Raw genomic sequence first — 18,336 nt, 5'->3', positions numbered from 1 at the left:
CCAGAATGGGTAGTCCGTCGGTACTAATCGCCGGCGGGAGTGTCGCATTTTTGCGGCAGTGCAGAAATGAAAGCCGGCCAGTTCCCCTCGCGACATTGGCGAGGCGAGCTGCGAAGCTTATGCTTTTAGACCGAGTGCCGAGGCTGGGGCGATGCCTGGGCGTGACTAGAGTCCGCACAAGAGGCGTCCAGTGATTATAACGCGACCGACTTTGAAGAAGACCGCGAGCCGTCTGGCGATCGTCGGCATGCTGGGAGCCCTGGCGGGCTCGCCGGTGCTGGCGCAGACGATGGACGCGGCGCTGGCGCGCGCCTATTCAGCCAATCCGACGCTGAATGCGCAGCGCGCCGCGGTGCGCGCCACGAACGAGAACGTACCGCAGGCGCTGTCCGGCTATCGCCCGCGCGTCACGGCCTCCGCCGATATCGGCGCCAGCATCACCGACGGCGACACTCCGTTCAATGCGCAAGGCACGGGCAGTCCGCATAACCGCAGCACCACGCGCCTCAATCCGCGCGGCGCCGGCGTCCAGGTCGATCAGAACATCTTCGACGGTGGCAAGACCCGCAGCTCCGTCAGCCAGGCCGAGTCGCAGGTGCTCGGCGCCCGCGCGACCCTGCAGAATACCGAGCAGAACGTCCTGCTCGACGCCGCCACCTCCTATATGAACGTGCTGCGCGATACGGCGATCCTCAATCTCAACCGCAACAACGTCGAGGTGCTGGAGGAGCAGCTGCGTCAGACAAAGGATCGATTTCAAGTCGGCGAGGTGACCCGCACCGACGTCGCGCAGGCCGAGGCGCGTCTCTCGCAGGCACAGTCGCAGGCGATCCTGGCCGAATCCAACCTGAAGACCTCGATCGCCCGCTTCCGCCAGAACATCGGCACCGAGCCGAAGCAGCTCGCGCCTGGCCGGCCGGTCGAGAACCTGCTGCCGAGATCCCTGCCGGCAGCGCTCAACGCCGCGTTGACAGCGCATCCGGCGATCATCGCGGCGCTGCACGGCGTCGATGCCGCGGAGCTGCAGGTCAAGGTCACCGAGGCGGATCTCTATCCGGTGCTCGGTGTGCGCGGCACCGTCCAGCAGCGCTACGACAACCAGTTCTTCGGCGACAACCGCACCTCGGCCAGCGCGGTCGCGACCCTGACGATCCCGCTCTATGAGGGCGGGCAAGTCTACTCGCGCACGCGACAGGCCAAGGAGACGGCGGGGCAGCGCCGGATCGAGGTCGACACCTCGCGCGACACGGTGCGCGCGGCGGTGGTGTCCGCCTGGGGCGGGCACGAGGCCGCCAAGGCTCAGATCACTGCGGCGCAGGCCCAGGTCCAGGCCGCCGAGACGGCTCTAGCTGGCGTTCGCGAGGAGGCCAAGGTCGGCCAGCGCACGACCCTTGACGTGCTCAATGCCCAGCAGGAACTGGTGATCGCCCGTTCGACGCTGGTGACGGCGCAGCGCGACCGCGTCGTCGCGTCCTATGCGGTGCTGTCGGCGACGGGGCGGCTTTCGTCCGACACGCTGAAGCTCAAAGCCGAGCGCTACGACTCCCGGAAGCACTATGATCAGGTCAAGGGCCTGCTCTGGGGCACACAGACGCCGGACGGGCGCTGAACAGGCACCCTGGCCGGCGCGTAGACGCGCCGGCGCAACACTCCGGATTTCTCCTGTGGGCGGCCCCGGCACGAGCTTGCCTGCTGGTTTCTCGGTGAAATACTCATGAGTGGGGCGCGCTGATTCCATGGGCGTCCCTTGAGTCGAGTGACCGGAATCAGCATGAGCGCGCAGCCCAAGGCCAGCGAACCCTCGATGGAGGAGATTCTCGCCTCCATCCGGCGGATCATCGCCGATGACGAGAAGCCTGCCGAGCCGCAACCGGAGCCTGCACCGGAACCGGCCGCGCTCGCTCCGCAGCCTGAACCGGAACCCGAGGCGGAACCGATCGAAGACGACGTGCTCGATCTCGGCGCCGAGGCCGAACGCATCGAGGAGGAGCCGACTGCGCCCGTCGAAGCATCAGCTGATGATGTCGACTTCATCGAGCCGCAAGCTTCGGTGCAACCGGCCCCCGAACCAGAGCCGCCGCAGCCTGTAGCCTTCGTGCCGCCTCCGGTTCAGCCGCAACCGGCGCCGATGGACATGGCGGCGCTGATTTCCGATCAGGCCGGCGCCGCTGTGCACAGCGCTTTCGGCGCGCTCGCCAACACCGTGCTCAGCAACAATGCGCGCACGCTCGAAGACCTGGTCAAGGACATGCTGAAGCCGATGCTCAAGACCTGGCTCGACGACAATTTGCCGGCCATGGTCGAGCGGCTGGTCCGGGCCGAGATCGAGCGCGTCGCCCGCGGCGGGCGACGCTGAATCCGTCTCTCACTTTTTGACGGAGCCGTTTTTCCGATCAGCTTGCGTACAAGCTGATCGGAGCGAACTCTAGCGGCGCCGCGACCGAGGCCGGGCTCGTAGCGAGTCGAAGGCTCCGCCTTCGTTCAGGCTCTGGATGGCATAGCCGGCGAGCGCCATCAGTGCGGTCTGTGGCCCGAGCCGAGAAACCAGGAGCTGCATGCCGAGCGACAAGGGGCGAGGATAGCGGCCGGAAGCGGCTTCCGAGGCGACCCAGGCGCCGACGAGGTGGACAAGAAGTCTCATCGTTTTACTCCCGATTTCAGAGCAGGACCTTGCGATTGCTGCCGAGCTCCGGCCGCGAGCCGGTGACGGCGGCGGCAGCCATCTTGACCGACGTCACGATCTTGCCGGGGCTGTCCCAGAATTCCGCCAGCGTGGGGCGCACCTTCAGGATGCGGATGTTCGGATCGTCCTTGCTGTCCCAGAAGGCACGCGCTGCCGTTGACCAGAGTTCGGCAACGCGGTTGCGATCATCGAGCAGGTTGGCCGTGCCGGTGACCGAAACATATTTATACGAGCCGTTGTCGCTAAAGCAGAGGCAGACGTTCTCGTTGATCTCGATCTCGTCGTCCTTGTGATTGCGTAGGTCGGTCAGGAAGTAGATCGCATCCTCGTCACGGCGGGGGTGGGCGCTCATCGGGCGGGCACGCAACTGGTCTTCATTGCCGTCATGGCTGACGAGCATGCACAGCCCGATCTCCTCGATCAGCTCCCAGGTCCTGTCCTGGTCGGTCTTGTGGGTCATCGCTCGGCTCCTTTGTGATCTCCACCCAACCGCCGAAGCGCGGTCGAGGTTCCGTTTCCGCCGGTCGTCGAATTGCCTGCTTTGCTGGTATGGTCGCCTTCCACGAGGCGCGAGGTTCCCATGGCCAAGCTCAAGTCCCGCAACGACCTGAAATCCAACACCAAGACGGCAATGATCGAATTGCTCAACGCCCGGCTGGCCGACGGCATCGATCTCGCGCTCATCACCAAGCAGGCGCACTGGAATCTGAAGGGGCCCGGCTTCATCGGCATCCACGAAATGCTCGACGGGTTCCGTGGCGAGCTCGACACCCATGTCGATACGGTGGCGGAGCGGGCGGTGCAGCTCGGCGGCATCGCGTTGGGGACGACGCAGATCGTCAACGGCGCGAGCAAGATCAAAGCCTATCCGACCGACATCATCGCGGTGAAGGACCATCTCGCCGAGCTGATCGAACGTTACGCTGAGGCTGCGAAGTCGGTTCGGGCGGCAATCGATGCGGCGGACGAGGCGGGCGATGCCGATACGGCCGACATCTTCACCGCCTATTCGCGGGCGCTCGACAAGGCGCTTTGGTTCCTTGAATCGAGTGCAGCTTGAATCGCCTGCCGTGACGAGCCCGTTGACGCGGGGCCGTCGCATGCGCTCTTAAGACCGCAGACCTTTTGGCTTTCGTTTTTCGCGGCCGGGGCAGGCTCCCCGGCCGTTTGGCGTTCGAGCAGAGCGATGATGGACAAGACATTCGAGCCGGCCTCCGTCGAGGCGCGCATCAACAAGGCCTGGGAGGAGGCGGATGCCTTCAAGGCGGGGCGTGGAGCCGCGCCCGGGGCCGAGCCCTATTGCATCGTGATTCCGCCGCCGAACGTCACCGGCTCGCTGCATATGGGCCATGCGCTCAACAACACGCTGCAGGACCTGCTCTGCCGCTTCGAGCGCTTGCGCGGCAAGGACGTGCTCTGGCAGCCCGGCACCGACCATGCCGGCATCGCGACGCAGATGGTGGTCGAGCGCAAGCTCGCTGCCGAGAACAAGACCGATCGCCGGACGATGGGCCGCGAGGCCTTCCTGGCCGAGGTCTGGAAGTGGAAGGAAGAGTCCGGCGGGACGATCGTCAACCAGCTCAAGCGTCTCGGCGCCTCCTGCGACTGGTCGCGCGAGCGCTTCACCATGGACGAGGGCCTCTCGGCCGCGGTGCTCAAGGTCTTTGTCGGCCTGCACAAGCAGGGGCTGATCTACCGCGCCAAGCGGTTGGTGAACTGGGATCCGAAGTTCCAGACCGCGATCTCCGACATCGAGGTGCTGCAGATCGAGAAGACCGGCTCGTTCAAATGGCATGGTGGCGGCGAGGAGGCGTTCGACGCCGGCAAGCTGGAGAAGGCGCTGGCCAAGGACCCGAACGGGCATCTCTATTATTTCGACTACCCGATCGAGGGCGTCGCCTACGATCCGGAGGACGCCGCGACCTACATCACCGTCGCGACGACCCGGCCGGAGACGATGCTGGGCGACACCGGCGTCGCGGTGCATCCCGAGAACGACAAACTCAAGGAGCTGATCGGCAAAAGCGCCGTCCTGCCGCTGGTCAACCGCGTCATCCCGATCTTCGGCGACGACTATGCCGATCCGGAGAAGGGCACCGGCGCGGTCAAGATCACCCCGGCGCACGACTTCAACGACTTCGACGTCGGCAAGCGCAATTCACTGAGAGTCGTCAACATCCTGGACGGTGAAGCTCGCATCCTGATTCAGGACAATGCCGATTTCCTGGAAGGCGCTGCGCCCGAGCGCGAGACGCTGGCGCTGCACGGCCTCGACCGGTTCGCGGCGCGCAAGGCCGTGGTCGGCCTGATGGCGGGGCGCGGTCTCCTGCGCAAGGTCGAGCCGAACACCCACACCGTGCCGCATGGCGACCGCTCGGACGTGGTGATCGAGCCCTGGTTGACCGACCAATGGTATGTCGACGTCCAACCGCTGGCGCAGCGCGCGCTCGCGGCGGTCAAGGACGGCAAGACCAGGATCACGCCGGAAAGGTGGACCAAGACCTATAATGACTGGCTCGAGAACATCGAGCCCTGGTGCGTCTCGCGCCAGCTTTGGTGGGGTCACCAGATCCCTGCCTGGTACGGGCCGGATGGCGAATGCTTCGTCGCCGAGTCGGAAGCCGGCGCGCAGGCGCTGGCGCTCGGCCATTATGGCGGGCCGGTCGAGCTCAGGCGCGACGAGGACGTGCTCGACACCTGGTTCTCGTCCGCCCTGTGGCCGTTCTCGACGCTGGGCTGGCCGGAAGAGACGGCCGAGCTCAAGCGCTACTATCCGACCGCGACGCTGGTCACCGGCTTCGACATCATCTTCTTCTGGGTCGCCCGAATGATGATGATGGGCCTCAACTTCATGGACGAGGTGCCGTTCCGCGACGTCTATCTCCACGCGATGGTTCGCGACGAGAAGGGCGCGAAGATGTCGAAGTCGAAAGGCAACGTCATCGACCCGCTGGTGCTCATCGACACCTATGGGGCGGACGCGCTGCGCTTCACCTTCGCGGCGATGGCGGCGCAGGGGCGCGACATCAAGCTCGCGACCTCGCGCGTCGAGGGTTACCGCAACTTCGCGACCAAGATCTGGAACGCGGCGCGTTTCGCCGAGATCAATGGCTGCCTGCGGGCCGAGGGCTTCGATCCGGCTGCGGTCAAGCTGCCGCTCAACCGCTGGATTCTAAGCGAGGCGGCGCGCACGGCCGATGCCGTCACTGCCGGCATCGAGAGCTTCAAGTTCAACGAGGCGGCGGATTCAGCCTATCGCTTCGTCTGGGGCCAGTTCTGCGACTGGTATCTGGAACTGTCGAAGCCGGTGCTGCAGGCCGAGGAACTCGACGCTGCCGGTACCGCGGCGCGGGCGGAGACGCAGGCGACGGTGGCCCATGTCATCGACCTGATCTGCCAGTTGCTGCATCCGTTCATGCCGTTCCTGACCGAGGAGCTCTGGGCGCAGAAAGCCAATGCCGGCGCGGCCCGCATGGTGCCGGCCGGGGAGGCGGGTCTCGTCTGCCTGACGCGCTGGCCGGAGCTGTCGGCGCTTGTCGACGAGGCGGCCGAGGCCGAGATCGGCTTCGTCGTCGATCTCATCTCCGACATCCGCTCGATCCGCTCGGAGACCAATGTGCCGGGCGGAACGCAGGTGCCGCTGGTGCTGGTCAAGGCGAGCGCGGCGACGAAGGCCGCAGTCGAGGCCTGGGCGCCGATGATCGAACGGCTGGCGCGGCTCTCCGCGATCGAGTTCGCCGGGGAGGCGCCCGGCCAGTCGGCGCAGATCATCGTGCGCGGCGAGGTCGCGGCGCTGCCGCTCGCCGGCATCATCGATCTCGACGCCGAGCGCGCGCGCCTCAACAAGGAGCTCGCCAAGCTCGACCAGGACATCGTCGCGGTCGAGCGCAAGCTCGGCAATCCCGACTTCATGGTGCGCGCGCCGGAGGAGATCGTCGAGGAGAATCGCGAGCGCAAGGCAGCCGCCGAAGCCCGCAAGCTCAAGATCGCCGAGGCGCTGGAGCGGCTCGCATGAGCTGCTCCCGCAATCTCGTCACGAAAGCGTCGCGCTGTTGACGCCCATTTGCGCAATTGACTCTAGCCCAAGAGATAACTGGCCTGACCGCGCCAGATAGATTAATGCATGGGACGCAGGGCAGCCCTGCAACCGGCGCGAGAACCCAGGAACGGTTTCCCCTTCATGCTCAAGCGTGCTTACGACTGGTGCGTTTCCTATGCGTCGCATCCCGGAGCCCCCTGGCTGCTCTTCGCCATCACCTTCGTCGAAAGCTCCATCAGCCCGCTGCCGCCGATCCCGCTGCTGATTCCGATGTGCATCGCGCGGCCTGACCGGGCTTGGTTCTATGCCGGCGTCTGCTCGCTCGGCGCCGTCACCGGCGGCTATCTCGGCTATGCGATCGGCGCGCTCCTCTATGAATCGGTCGGCGCCTGGCTGATCGGCATCTACGGCCTGCAGGAGAAAGCGGCGCATCTGATCCACACCTCGCAGGACTACTGGTTCTGGGTGCTGCTGACCAAGGGGCTGACGCCGATCCCGTTCAAGATCGTCACGATCATGTCCGGCTTCCTGCATTTCGACATCTGGAAGTTCACGCTCGGCATGGTGATCTCGCGCGTCACCTTCTTCGCGATGATCGCGGTGGCGCTGCGCTATTATGGCGACGACATCCGCATCTTCATCGAGAAGCACCTGCCGATGACGGCACTGGCGCTGGCGGTGGTCGTCATCGGCGGCTTCTTCGTGCTGCCGATGGTGCTCTGAGAGCTTTTCTGAGGCTTCCCTCAGCCCTCATCCTGAGGAGCCGCGTTAGCGGCGTCTCGAAGGATGCTCCAGATGGTTCCAGAGCCTCCTGGTCCATCCTTCGAGACGCGCCTGCGGCGCTCCTCAGGATGAGGGCTGTAAGTTTTTGAACCGGTTCTGAGCAGGCGAAAAGCCCTCAGACCTTCGCAAGCTGCTGACGGACCGGTTGCTCGCCGCCTGACCTTTGGGCGGCGTTGCCTTATGGTCGCCCGAGGATGCAGCGGCGGAGAGTTCGATGCGCTCACTCCAACGATCGCGTGGCGGCAGATGAGCGGCCGTCGCCCCGATCTCGCCGACCTCGATTTCGGCAATTTCGCCCGGCAGTTCGACCGCTGCCTGCGCCAGGATCGCGTCATCGCCTTCTCGCGCTGGCGTGACATCGTCGCGGCGGTGCCGCCCGGCCTGCAGGACTTCTTCTGGCGCGTCGTCGAGGTCAACCTCAGTCCCGCTGCCGAGACGCGGCTGCGCGCCTTGCGGGAATGGAGCGCCTTCTACGGCGAAATCCTCGACGCCCGCTTCCGCCGCCCCTCAGCCGACCGGCCGCAGTTTCGCACGACGAAGCAGGCCTTCGATTCCTATTCGGCGATCTTCTGGCGTTTCGGTTCGACCGATGCGCGCTTCGACCTCCGATTCGGGCGCCTCGTCCTGCTGGCGCTGCGCAAGGAAAGCAGCACGATCGCCAATCACGGCAAGGGCTCCTATGACGATCTCGTCGTGGTGATGCGCCGCACAGGCCGGTTTCGCGAGCTTTCGAGCTTCCCGATCTGCACCGAGCCGGGCGCGCAGTATTCGCAACGCGCCGGCAGCGGCGATAAGCGCTACAAGGGCGTCGGGTTCAAGAAGGCCGACGGCGTCGACATCAACAAGGACGGTATCAAGGACGCCGGCCGCCTGACCGAGGGCACCTATCAGTATTTCGAGAAGAAGGGCGGTTTCCTCGGTGACCGCGCTTTCCAGGTGAAGACCACGCAGATCGCCGAGCGCGACACCGATGGCGACGGTCGCTTCACTCAGGATGACAAGAGCCGGATCGACCCGAAAGGGGCGGGAACCAGCATGTACATCCACCGCGGCGGGGCGGACAATGTGCTGGAACCCAACACTTGGTCGGCCGGCTGCCAGACCGTTCCGAAGAACCGCTACCCGATCTTCCTCAAGGCGGTCGGGACCCCGGGCGCCTTCTACTATGTGCTGGTCAATGCCGCGTCCTGAAGCCCTTGCCACTGGGCTAGTGGTGGCTCTGCTGCTGGCTGCTCCGGTAGCCCGCGCGCAGTCTGAAGCCGTCGCGCCTGTGCCGGCCGGGCAGGTCGCCTGCTCCTTCGGCGCCTTCGTCAGCGAGACCGATCCGGAGGGGCTGAACGTCCGCGCCGGCCCGGGCACCAGCAACAAGGTGGTCGGGACGCTGCCGCCGGTGAAGCTCAGCAGCGACGATCCGCCGGTGCGCGCCATGGTCGAGGTCGAGGTCAGCGCAGGCGCCAATGGCTGGTTCCGCATCGCCAAAGCCCGTGACAACGAGGCGCTGACGGATGCTGCGCCGCGGCCGATGTTCAAGGGCTCGGGTTGGGTGAGCGGGCGCAAGCTGACGGTGAAGTCGCAAGCCAATGCCGGCCGTCAGCGACCCGATGCGAAGGCGCCGACCGTGCTGACCGGCCAGGACGGGGCGGGCTTCGACGGCGACGCCTTCGTCCAGAACGGACGCCTCGTCGGCTGCAGCGGCAAATGGGTGTTGGTCGAGTACGGCCCGTTCCCGGACGGCAGCGAGGCCCTCTCAGGTGTCGAGATCAAGCCGGCCGCCAAAGCGGGGGCGGAGGCCGGCCGCGTCCGCGCCTGGGTCGACCGCATCTGCGCGACGCAGGAAACCAGCTGCGACGGGGGATAGGGCGATTGTTCTAGCCCTCATCCTGAGGAGTCATTCCAACAGGGATGGCGTCTCGAAGGATGCTCCAGTAGGCTCCTGAACCATCTGGAGCATCCTTCGAGACGCGCCTGCGGCGCTCCTCAGGATGAGGGCTGTGAGTTGAGACGGGAGCTCAGCCAGAATTTTTACGGAAGACCACGCTGAGATTATTCGCCGGCATCGCCGTCACCTGCGGCTCGGCGAAGCCGGCGTCCCTGGCTAGCTCGGCGACGGCGTCGAGTTCGCGCAGGCCCCATTTCGGGTTGCGCCGGCGCAGGCTGTCGTCGAACACGGCATTGCTTGGCGCCAGGGGCACGTCGCTCTGGCGATAGGGGCCATAGAGATAGAGCGGCCCGCTTGCCGGGAGGATCTGCGCCGCCTGCCGGATCAGCCCTTCAGTCGCCGCCCAGGGCGAGATGTGGATCATGTTGATGCACAGGATCGCGTCGGCTTGTGTGATGGGCCAGCGCGGCGCGCTTGCATCGAGACGAATGGCCGGGAGCAGATTGGGCAGGGCGCTCTCGCCTGCCCAGGCGTCGATGCTGGCGAGCGCGGCCGGATCGGGATCGCTCGGCTGGAAAACCAGGCTCTGAAAGGCGGCGGCGAAATGGACGGCGTGCTCGCCGGAGCCACTGGCGACCTCGAGCACGCGACCCCGCGCCGGCAGAACCTCGCGCAGCACGGCGAGGATCGGTTCGCGATTGCGCTGCGTCGCCGGAGCGAGCTGGCGAGGATCGTCTTGATGGAGATCGTCCTGGGGCATCGTCTTCTCCCATCGCGTTCGGCCGTCAATGCGTTATAAGCGGCTCAGAAGCAGACCGATACAGAGCGCGGCCCTGCAGTTCCCGAGCCGGTTTTGTTAACCGAGATATTGATCGTCGTCGTCCTCACCGTCATCAACGGTGTGCTCGCCATGTCGGAACTCGCGGTCGTCTCATCCCGGCCGGCACGGCTCAAAGTCCTCAGCGATCAAGGCAGCAAAGGCGCCGCGAAGGCGATCAAGCTCGCTGAGAATCCGGGCCGCTTCCTCTCGACCGTACAGATCGGCATCACGCTGGTTGGCGTGCTCTCCGGCGCCTTCTCGGGCGCGACGCTCGGTGCGCGCCTGTCGGAATGGCTCTCCGGGCAAGGGCTGTCGAATGCCGCCGCCGACGCGCTCGGCGTCGGTACCGTCGTCGTCCTCATCACCTATCTCTCGCTGATCATCGGCGAACTGGTGCCCAAGCAGATCGCGCTGCGCGATGCCGAGCGCGTCGCCGCGCGCGTTGCCCCGGCCATGGTAGTGCTGGCCAAGGTCGCTTCGCCGCTGGTCTGGCTGCTCGACGCTTCGGGTAAGCTCGTGCTGGCGCTGCTCGGCCAGAAGGGCGAGCCGGAGGAGACGGTCACCGAGGAAGAAGTCCGCACCATCATCGCTGAGGCCGAGAACGCCGGCGTGCTGGAGCGCGACGAGCGCGAGATGATCTCCGGGGTGATGCGCTTCGCCGACCGCTCGGCGAGGGCGCTGATGACGCCGCGGCGCGAGGTCGAGGTCATCGATCTCACCGACTTGACCGAAGAGATCAAGATGCAGGTCCGCGCCACCAAGCGCTCGCGCCTGCCGGTGCAGGACGGCGAGGCCGACGCCATCATCGGCGTGGTCACCGTCAAGGACATGTTCGACGCGCTCTCGGACGGCGACGGCAGAGACCTGCGCAGCCTCGTGCACGAGGCCCCTGTGGTGCTCGACACGAGCGGGGCGCTCGACGTGCTGCGCGCCATCCGCGCTTCCAACGTCCATCTCGCGCTGGTCTTCGACGAGTACGGTCATTTCGAGGGCATCATCACCTCGAGCGACGTGCTCGAGGCGATCACCGGCGCCTTCCAGGAGGACGAGGCCGACGAGCCGCCGATCGTGACGCGTGCCGACGGCTCCTTCCTGGTCGCCGGCTGGATGCAGGTCGACGAGTTCTCGCACGAACTCGGCATCCATGTGCCGCGCGATGCCGACTACCAGACCGTGGCGGGCTTCATCCTGGCCGAGATGAACCGGCTGCCCAATGTCGGCGAGAGCTTCGTGAAGGGCCATTGGCGCTTCGAGGTGGTCGATCTCGACGGCCGGCGAATCGACAAGATCCTGGTCAGCCGGCTCGATTGAGTCAGGCTGCCGCCGTCCGACTGGAAGGCTGATGCGAGGGGAGTGCCATGCTGGGCATCACCTTGAGTACGAGCTCTGCTGCCCAGCTCTTCTGGGAGCATGTCGATGAGGCTGCTGCCTTGGAAGACGTGCCGTCGATCCGAGCGCTCGGCTATCGGCCCCATCTCACGCCAACGCGATGTGCCGCGATCGAGCCCTCCAGGCTCCAGAGAGCCATGGAGGTGTTCCACGGTGAAGCCGCGATCTCGCTCTCCTTCGAGCGGGTGGATTTCTTCGATACCGACCCGCTCGTGCTCTGGCTGGCGCCACGGCACGATCAGCGCCTACTCGATTTGCATGGCAAGCTGCATGCGGCTCTGGACGCGGCGTCCTCGTCTTGTGATGCCAACTATGGTCCCGGGGGTGGCGACCTCATCTCACCATTGCGCTGGCGATCGATGCCGCGCGCCGGACCAGCGTTCTGAACTATGTTTCGCGATCGTTCGAGGCGTTCGAGCTGACATTCGACAGCGTGGATTGCGTCTCCTGGCCGCCTGTGCAGGTCCTGAACAGGCTGACATTGGCCGGAAGGGACGCCGAGCCGGCCGTTGACGGCGCCAATCCTCGGTGATCTAAACTCTTAGCAGGGGCTTATCGCGACCGCCCCGTGAGGCGTCAGCCCAAGGATCGCGTCCACTCTCCTTAGCTCAAGGATGGACGCTCATGTCTTCCAACATCCAGATCACGCCTGCGCAATTGTCCCGGCTCGTCGGCCTGCCCGATGTGCCTGTCCTGATCGATGTCCGGATCGACGACGATGTCGCCGCCGATCCGCGCCTGCTGCCGGCCTCGGAACGCCGCAGCCATCGCGACGTCGCCGGTTGGGCCGGCGCCTATGCCGGCCGCAAGGTCGTCGTCATCTGCCAGAGGGGGCAGAAACTCAGCGAGGGCACCGCCGCCTGGCTGCGGCATGAAGGTGTCGAGGCGGAAAACCTCACCGGCGGCTTCGAGGCCTGGCGTGAGGCCGGCGGGCTCCTGATCGAGACGGGCAAGCTGCCGAAGCGCGATGCCGCCGGGCGCACGCTCTGGGTGACGCGGGCGCGGCCCAAGGTCGATCGCATCGCCTGTCCCTGGCTGATCCGCCGCTTTGTCGACCCAAATGCCGTCTTCCTCTTCGTCTCGGCCTCGGAGGTGGCTGATGTCGCCGACCGCTTCGGGGCGACGCCGTTCGACATCGACGGCGTGTTCTGGAGCCATCGCGGCGAGCGCTGCAGCTTCGACACGATGATCGAGGAATTCGGGCTGTCGTCGCCGGCGCTCGACCAGCTTGCGACTATCGTCAGGGCGGCCGATACGTCGCGGCTCGACCTCGTGCCGCAGGCGGCCGGCTTCCTTGCCGCCTCGCTCGGCCTGTCACGGATGTATCGCGAGGACCTGGCACAGCTCGAAGCCGGCATGCTGCTCTACGACGCCTTCTATCGCTGGTGCCGGGACGCGACCGAGGAAACCCATAACTGGCCGTCCGTGCCGGTGAAGAGCTGAGGACGGGCGATGACGACCGTGACGAATGAAGGGGCGGCGATGGCCGCCCCCGCCACGCCGACCCTCGCCGAGGCGACGCGGGTTTGGCTGAAGATCGGCCTGCTCTCCTTTGGCGGGCCGGCCGGGCAGATCGCGCTGATGCACAAGGAGCTGGTCGACGAGCGCCGCTGGATTGGCGAGCGCCGTTTCCTGCATGCGCTGAACTATTGCATGCTGCTGCCCGGCCCCGAGGCGCAGCAGCTCGCCACCTATATCGGCTGGCTTATGCACCGGACGATCGGCGGACTGATCGCCGGCCTGCTCTTCATCCTGCCCGGCGCGCTGGTGATGTGGGGCTTGAGCCTGCTCTACGTGCTCTATCGCCAGGTCCCGCTGGTCGATGCGATCTTCTTCGGCGTCAAGGCGGCAGTGCTCGCCGTCGTGATCGAGGCGGGCCTCAGGATCAGCCGGCGGGCTCTGAAGAACCGGGCGATGGTCGCGATCGCGATTGCGGCCTTCCTCGCGCTCTTCCTGCTCAAGGCGCCGTTCCCGCTGGTGATCCTCTGCGCTGGACTGATCGGCTGGCTCGGCAACCGCTGGGCGCCGGCTCTGTTCGGCGGCGGCGGCCACGCCGGCAAGGACGGCGCGCCCGAGTTCAAGGGCGTCGTCGACCTGATGTTCGAGCGCGGCGAGCTTAGCCATGCCGAACCATCGTTGGGGAGGGCGCTCAAGGTGATGGCGGTCTGGCTGCCGCTCTGGCTCGGGCCGGTGCTGCTGCTCTGGGCCCTGCTCGGCAGCGGCAACGTCTTCACCCAGATCGGCGGCTTCTTCAGCGCCATGGCGGTCGTCACCTTCGGCGGCGCCTATGCCGTGCTGGCCTATGTCGCGCAGGCGGCGGTCGAGACCTATGGCTGGCTCGTTGCCGGCGAGATGGTCGACGGCCTCGGCCTCGCCGAGACGACGCCCGGGCCGCTGATCCTGGTGCTGCAGTTCGTCGGCTTCCTCGCCGCCTGGCGGGCGCCTGGCGGGCTCGATCCGCTCGTCGCCGGCAGCTTAGGGGGCCTGCTGACGGTCTGGGTCACCTTCGCGCCTTGCTTCCTCTGGATCTTCCTCGGCGCGCCCTACATCGAGGCGCTACGCGGCAACAAGGCGCTGTCGGCGGCGCTGACCGCGATCACCGCTGCGGTCGTCGGCGTCATCGCCAATCTCGCGCTCTGGTTCGGGCTGCATGTGCTGTTCAAGGCGGTGCGGCCGATCGTCCTCGGCCCGCTAGCGCCTGACCTGCCGGTGCTCACGTCATTGGATTGGCGAGCAGCATTGCTGGCGGCTGCGGCGATGATCGCGCTGCTGCGCTTCAAGCTCGGCATGGTCCCGGTGCTCGCTGCCTGTGCGGCGGCGGGCGTTCTGCTGGTGCGGTTGACGGCGTGATAACGATTGTTGCGGTGACTGGAATTCTGAACTGCCGACCGCAGTGATTGCGGCTTGACGGTGAAATGGCCATCTCGTCGGGCGGAGGCCCATGAGATGACCCACCGTTTCCTCGAGATCGCAACCACCCCGGCCGTGAAGGCGGCGCAGGAGGCGCAAGGCAGCCGGCGCGCCTATGCCAGGCAGGAGGAGGGCGAGCCGCACAATGACCGTCTCGGCGAGGCCGAGGCCGGCTTCATCGCGGCGCGCGATTCCTTCTATCTGGCGAGCGTGTCGGAGACCGGCTGGCCCTATCTGCAGCATCGCGGCGGGCCGGCCGGCTTCTTGTGCGTGCTCGACGAGACGACGCTCGGCTTCGCCGATCTGCGCGGCAACCGGCAATATCTCAGCCTCGGCAATCTTACCGTGGACGACCGGCTCTGCCTGTTCCTGATGGACTACGGCCATCGGGCGCGTTTGAAGATCTACGGCCGGGCGCGCTTCCATGATCTCGCCGCCGAGCCGGAGTTGGCGCGTCGCCTGATCGTCCCTGGCTACCGCGCCGTGCCGGAGCGTGGCGTCACCATCAAGGTCGAGGCCTTCGACTGGAACTGCCCGCAGCACATCACGCCGCGCTTCAGCGAGGCCGAGCTGGCGCCGGCACTCGCACCGGTGCGCCAGCGGCTTGAGGAGCTCGAGGGGGAGAACGCCCGGCTGCGAGCCGAATTGGCGGCGCGCGCCAACGCCTGAGGGCTAGCGCCGCTCGCTGGGCTCGATCACCCGGTACTCGGCGTCGACGATCTCGCCGCGCGCGGTATCGGGCTGCCTGCGCTCAAAGGGGTTCTGCGGGTCGATGCCTGCGGCGCGCATGCGGCGGCGCAACTGCCAGGTGGCGAAGGCGGCGCCGGCGATGACCAGCGGCACGAGGATCAGCGCCAGGCTCGCCGCGACCAGGAAAATCAGCACCCCGACGGCGAAGGCACCGGCCATGACCAGCCAGCTCGCCCAGCGGGGCAAGCGGCCCAGACGGGCACCGGCGGCGTTGTTGAGGTCGATGCGGATCATGGCTCGTTTCGTTTCGTGTCACCCGCGGATAATCTAGGAAGCGAATGCGGCGTTGACGAGATCGGTCGAGCCGAAGGGATGACGATTTCGTCAGGATGGCGCGCGCCAGTCATAGATCCAGGCATGGCGCTGGCGCATGCCGCCCGGACCCATGCGGCGCATGGCGAAGTCGCGGGCATAGCTCCACGGCCGGCCGAGATGATAGGCCTCGCCGTTCTTGCGGCTGGCCTGCTGGACGCGCGCGGCCCGTTCGGTACGTGCCTTGGCATAGGCTGCAAGCGCCGCCGGCACGGCCGCTGTCCCATCGGTCGCCAGCCGCGAGGCGAGCTCGTGCGCCAGCACCGCAGCGTCCTCGATGGCAAGCGCGGCACCCTGGGCCAGGAAGGGCAGGATCGGATGGGCGGCGTCGCCGAGCAGGGCGATGCGGCCCTTCGCCATCCGGGCGGGCGCGCGGTCGTAGAGCGACCAGATCCGCCAGCTCGGCGCGCGCTCGATCAATTCGCGCAGGCCGGGGCCGGCATTGCCGGCGATCTCGGTCAACTGCGACGCCTCGCCCTCGCGCGACCAGCCGGGGCGTGCCTCGCGCGCGGCGCGGATCAGGACGAGGTTGATCTCCTTGCCGCCAGAGACGGGGTAATGCACCGCATGGCGGGCTGAGCCGAGATGCAGCGCCACCGCCGGGCGACGCAGGGCCTCCGGCAACCCTTCCGCCGGGATCAGCGAGCGCCAGGCCTCCCAGCCGGTGAAGCCAGGTTCGCCGGCATCTCCGACGAGGGCACGGGCGCGCGACCAGAGGCCGTCGGCGCCGATCAGGCCCATCGCCTCGACCGTCTCGGTCCCACCGCTGTCGGTGCCGAGCGTGACCGTGATGCTGCCCTCGTTCTCGTGCGCATCGATGAGGCCGCGGCCGATGATCCAGCGGATGTTCGGCAAGGTCCGGGCCGAATCGAGCAGGAGCTGGTGCAGGTCGGCGCGCTTCAGCGAACGCGACGGCGTCGCGCCCTCGACCGGCGGGGCGAAGGGCATGGCGAGCAGCGGCTTGCCGCCGCCCCAATGGCCGATCGCCAGCGCTTCGGGCCGGATCGCGGCGCGACGCAAGGCCAGGCCGAGATCGAGCGATTCGAGCACCCGCCCGGCATTGGGCGAGACCTGGATGCCGGCGCCGGCCTCGTCGAAGCGCGTGCGCTTCTCGGCGATGGCGACGGGAACGCCGCGGCGGGCGAGCGCGATCGCGGCGGTCAAGCCGCCGATACCGGCGCCCGCGATGAGGATCGGGAGATTGGCCATCTGGTTATTCCCGCCGCGCCCCCGGCGGGATGTGCCTCACGCCGCTTTGGCGGCGGTGTCGTGGTATTCGCACTCGGCCGGCTTGCAATGGCCGTGGCCGACCGACGGCTCGTATTTGAACAGCGTCGAGCAATAGGGGCAGACGATCTCGTCGTCCGAGCCCATGTCGAGGAAGACATGCGGGTGGTCGAAGGGCGGCTTGGCGCCGATGCACATGAACTCGCGCGCGCCGACATGGATCACGGCGACACCGGGATCATTGTGGAAATGCGGGGTGCCGTGATCGGCCATGGCTGGTCTCGTCCTTGCGATTTGGGCGGCACCATAATCGTTCGCCGCAGCCCGCGCCAGCGCGCGTGAAGCAGACCAACATCGATGCTGCCGTGACCTGTCGCCGCTGCGCGACGAGCCGATCAGGGTTGGCGGGCGCAGGTCTGGCCGATCCCGCGAGCCTGCTCGGTTTCCGCCGGGCTGAGCGCGTCGGCAAGCGCCTTGACCCAGAGATTGGCCTGCTTGAGCCCGTCCATGGAGCAGCCGCAGACGCGCTCGCAGATCTCCTTCGGCGTGCCTGTCGCGGTGCAGGAGCGCTGGCAGGAGGTGAGGAAGGTGACCGCTTCCGCGTCGGGCAGCTTCGGGCCGGTTGCCTGCATGAACAGGAACAGCGCTCCGATGAAGAGCGGCTGGTGGACGAGATAGACGAACAAGCTGTTGCGACCGCCGAGGACAACGAGCCTGGCCGGAGCGGATGTTGCTCGCCAGCGGCCCCAGCTGCTCTCCTGCGCTTTCGGGAGAGCGATCCGCGCCAGCGCCATGCCGGCGAGCACGCAGCCGAGCCAGGGGAAGACCGGCACGAAATCGGCGGTGAGCGGCCAGGGGCCAAAGCCGAGGAAGGAGAGCCAGTCCTGCGTGAAGAGGTCGTGCCCCAGGATGAAGGGCAGGGCGAAGACCACGACGGCCGCGAGCGCGATGACGGCGGTCGGCAGGAACAGGAAGGGCAGGGCCAGCACGCTCGCCAGCGCGATATGGTGGAGGATGCCGAAGAAGATGAAGATGTCCGGCAGGGCGAACCAGGTCGCGGAAGTGACCAGGACCGCAGCGCAGGCGACCAGAGCGAGACGGCGCAGATAGTTGCCGCGATCAAAGCCGTTGCGCGTCGCCAGCACCAGGCTGAAGCCGACGATCGCCAGGAAGGAGCCGGCGATCAGCCGGGCGAAGGCGCGCCAGCCGGGATCGCTGACGACATCGACGCTGATCAGCCGGAAGTAGGAGAGGTCGTAGGCGAAGTGGTAGACGAACATCGCCAGGAGCGCGATGCCGCGGGCCAGATCGACCAGTTCGATACGGCCGCCGGCCGAAGATTGCGCTTGCTCGCTCATGGCTTCGTCATAAGCGGCGCGCGGCGTTGCGGAAAGGGGCGTCGGGCTTCTCCCAGCCCTCATCCTGAGGAGCGCTCCGCAGGAGCGCGTCTCGAAGGATGTTCCAGCTGGTTCCGGAACCTCCTGGAGTATCCTTCGAGACGCGCCTACGGCGCTCCTCAGGATGAGGGCTCGATAAATTCAAGC

Annotated in this window: 19 protein-coding genes; 12 read left to right on the top strand and 7 right to left on the bottom strand. The window is 66.7% G+C overall.

The window, feature by feature from the left end:
- The first annotated feature begins 211 nt into the window (after window positions 1–211).
- Both QO058_RS03875 and QO058_RS03870 read left to right on the top strand, forming a co-directional pair.
- A complete protein-coding gene (locus tag QO058_RS03875) occupies window positions 212–1,609 on the top strand; it encodes a TolC family outer membrane protein (protein ID WP_284170446.1) in 1,398 nt (465 codons plus the stop codon).
- Between the two features lie 162 nt (window positions 1,610–1,771).
- Window positions 1,772–2,356, top strand: coding sequence for a PopZ family protein (locus QO058_RS03870; RefSeq protein ID WP_284170445.1), 585 nt, complete (start codon window positions 1,772–1,774; stop codon window positions 2,354–2,356).
- A gap of 69 nt (window positions 2,357–2,425) precedes the next feature.
- Here the strand turns inward: QO058_RS03870 and QO058_RS03865 are convergent, their stop codons facing one another.
- Both QO058_RS03865 and QO058_RS03860 read right to left on the bottom strand, forming a co-directional pair.
- Window positions 2,426–2,641: a hypothetical protein gene (locus QO058_RS03865; RefSeq protein WP_284170443.1), complete on the bottom strand. Its 216-nt coding sequence runs from the start codon at window positions 2,639–2,641 to the stop codon at window positions 2,426–2,428.
- A gap of 16 nt (window positions 2,642–2,657) precedes the next feature.
- Window positions 2,658–3,143, bottom strand: a complete 486-nt coding sequence (locus QO058_RS03860) for a pyridoxamine 5'-phosphate oxidase family protein (protein ID WP_284170442.1) — start codon at window positions 3,141–3,143, stop codon at window positions 2,658–2,660.
- 120 nt (window positions 3,144–3,263) lie between these two features.
- Here QO058_RS03860 and dps point away from each other — a divergent pair, with 120 nt between their 5' ends.
- From dps to QO058_RS03835, 5 genes are all read left to right on the top strand, one after another.
- A complete protein-coding gene (gene dps, locus QO058_RS03855; RefSeq protein WP_284170441.1) occupies window positions 3,264–3,743 on the top strand; it encodes a DNA starvation/stationary phase protection protein Dps in 480 nt (159 codons plus the stop codon).
- Between the two features lie 126 nt (window positions 3,744–3,869).
- On the top strand, window positions 3,870–6,698 hold the full coding sequence (locus QO058_RS03850) for a valine--tRNA ligase (RefSeq protein ID WP_284170440.1): 2,829 nt from the start codon (window positions 3,870–3,872) through the stop codon (window positions 6,696–6,698).
- 165 nt (window positions 6,699–6,863) lie between these two features.
- The gene (locus tag QO058_RS03845) at window positions 6,864–7,445 is read left to right on the top strand and encodes a YqaA family protein (protein ID WP_284170438.1); all 582 of its coding nucleotides are present in this window, start codon (window positions 6,864–6,866) and stop codon (window positions 7,443–7,445) included.
- Window positions 7,446–7,751: 306 nt separating this feature from the next.
- Entirely contained in the window at window positions 7,752–8,696 is a 945-nt protein-coding gene (locus QO058_RS03840; protein WP_284170437.1) for a hypothetical protein, read from the top strand.
- Window positions 8,683–9,363 carry an SH3 domain-containing protein gene (locus QO058_RS03835; protein WP_284170435.1) on the top strand — a complete coding sequence of 227 codons (681 nt, stop codon included), beginning with the start codon at window positions 8,683–8,685 and terminating at the stop codon, window positions 9,361–9,363. Before QO058_RS03840 ends, QO058_RS03835 begins: the two co-directional genes overlap by 14 nt.
- Window positions 9,364–9,514: 151 nt before the next feature.
- On the opposite strand, the gene QO058_RS03830 is transcribed toward QO058_RS03835, so the two are convergent.
- Complete coding sequence (locus tag QO058_RS03830; RefSeq protein ID WP_284170433.1) at window positions 9,515–10,144, bottom strand: DUF938 domain-containing protein; 630 nt, start codon at window positions 10,142–10,144, stop codon at window positions 9,515–9,517.
- 93 nt (window positions 10,145–10,237) lie between these two features.
- Here QO058_RS03830 and QO058_RS03825 point away from each other — a divergent pair, with 93 nt between their 5' ends.
- From QO058_RS03825 to QO058_RS03805, 5 genes are all read left to right on the top strand, one after another.
- Window positions 10,238–11,515, top strand: coding sequence for a hemolysin family protein (locus QO058_RS03825; RefSeq protein ID WP_284170432.1), 1,278 nt, complete (start codon window positions 10,238–10,240; stop codon window positions 11,513–11,515).
- 47 nt (window positions 11,516–11,562) lie between these two features.
- Window positions 11,563–11,979 carry a 2'-5' RNA ligase family protein gene (locus QO058_RS03820; protein WP_284170430.1) on the top strand — a complete coding sequence of 139 codons (417 nt, stop codon included), beginning with the start codon at window positions 11,563–11,565 and terminating at the stop codon, window positions 11,977–11,979.
- A gap of 238 nt (window positions 11,980–12,217) precedes the next feature.
- Window positions 12,218–13,036 carry a chromate resistance protein ChrB domain-containing protein gene (locus QO058_RS03815; RefSeq protein WP_284170428.1) on the top strand — a complete coding sequence of 273 codons (819 nt, stop codon included), beginning with the start codon at window positions 12,218–12,220 and terminating at the stop codon, window positions 13,034–13,036.
- 9 nt (window positions 13,037–13,045) lie between these two features.
- Window positions 13,046–14,443 (top strand): chromate efflux transporter, encoded by a 1,398-nt coding sequence (chrA, locus tag QO058_RS03810; protein ID WP_284170426.1) that lies wholly within the window; start codon window positions 13,046–13,048, stop codon window positions 14,441–14,443.
- Window positions 14,444–14,539: 96 nt separating this feature from the next.
- A complete protein-coding gene (locus QO058_RS03805; protein WP_284170425.1) occupies window positions 14,540–15,172 on the top strand; it encodes a pyridoxamine 5'-phosphate oxidase family protein in 633 nt (210 codons plus the stop codon).
- 3 nt (window positions 15,173–15,175) lie between these two features.
- Here the strand turns inward: QO058_RS03805 and QO058_RS03800 are convergent, their stop codons facing one another.
- The 4 genes from QO058_RS03800 to QO058_RS03785 form a co-directional block, all read right to left on the bottom strand.
- Window positions 15,176–15,487 (bottom strand): hypothetical protein, encoded by a 312-nt coding sequence (locus QO058_RS03800; RefSeq protein WP_284170423.1) that lies wholly within the window; start codon window positions 15,485–15,487, stop codon window positions 15,176–15,178.
- A gap of 90 nt (window positions 15,488–15,577) precedes the next feature.
- Window positions 15,578–16,774, bottom strand: a complete 1,197-nt coding sequence (locus QO058_RS03795; RefSeq protein ID WP_284170422.1) for an FAD-dependent monooxygenase — start codon at window positions 16,772–16,774, stop codon at window positions 15,578–15,580.
- Between the two features lie 36 nt (window positions 16,775–16,810).
- Window positions 16,811–17,065 (bottom strand): zinc-finger domain-containing protein, encoded by a 255-nt coding sequence (locus tag QO058_RS03790; protein ID WP_057191132.1) that lies wholly within the window; start codon window positions 17,063–17,065, stop codon window positions 16,811–16,813.
- Between the two features lie 122 nt (window positions 17,066–17,187).
- On the bottom strand, window positions 17,188–18,150 hold the full coding sequence (locus QO058_RS03785) for an acetyltransferase domain-containing protein (RefSeq protein WP_284170419.1): 963 nt from the start codon (window positions 18,148–18,150) through the stop codon (window positions 17,188–17,190).
- Between the last annotated feature and the right edge of the window lie 186 nt (window positions 18,151–18,336).

This window comes from Bosea vestrisii (assembly GCF_030144325.1).
GTDB classification, from domain to species: Bacteria; Pseudomonadota; Alphaproteobacteria; order Rhizobiales; family Beijerinckiaceae; genus Allobosea; species Allobosea vestrisii_A.
Note: the sequence above shows the minus strand (reverse complement) of the source record. Positions and strands in the feature narration are given on the sequence as shown.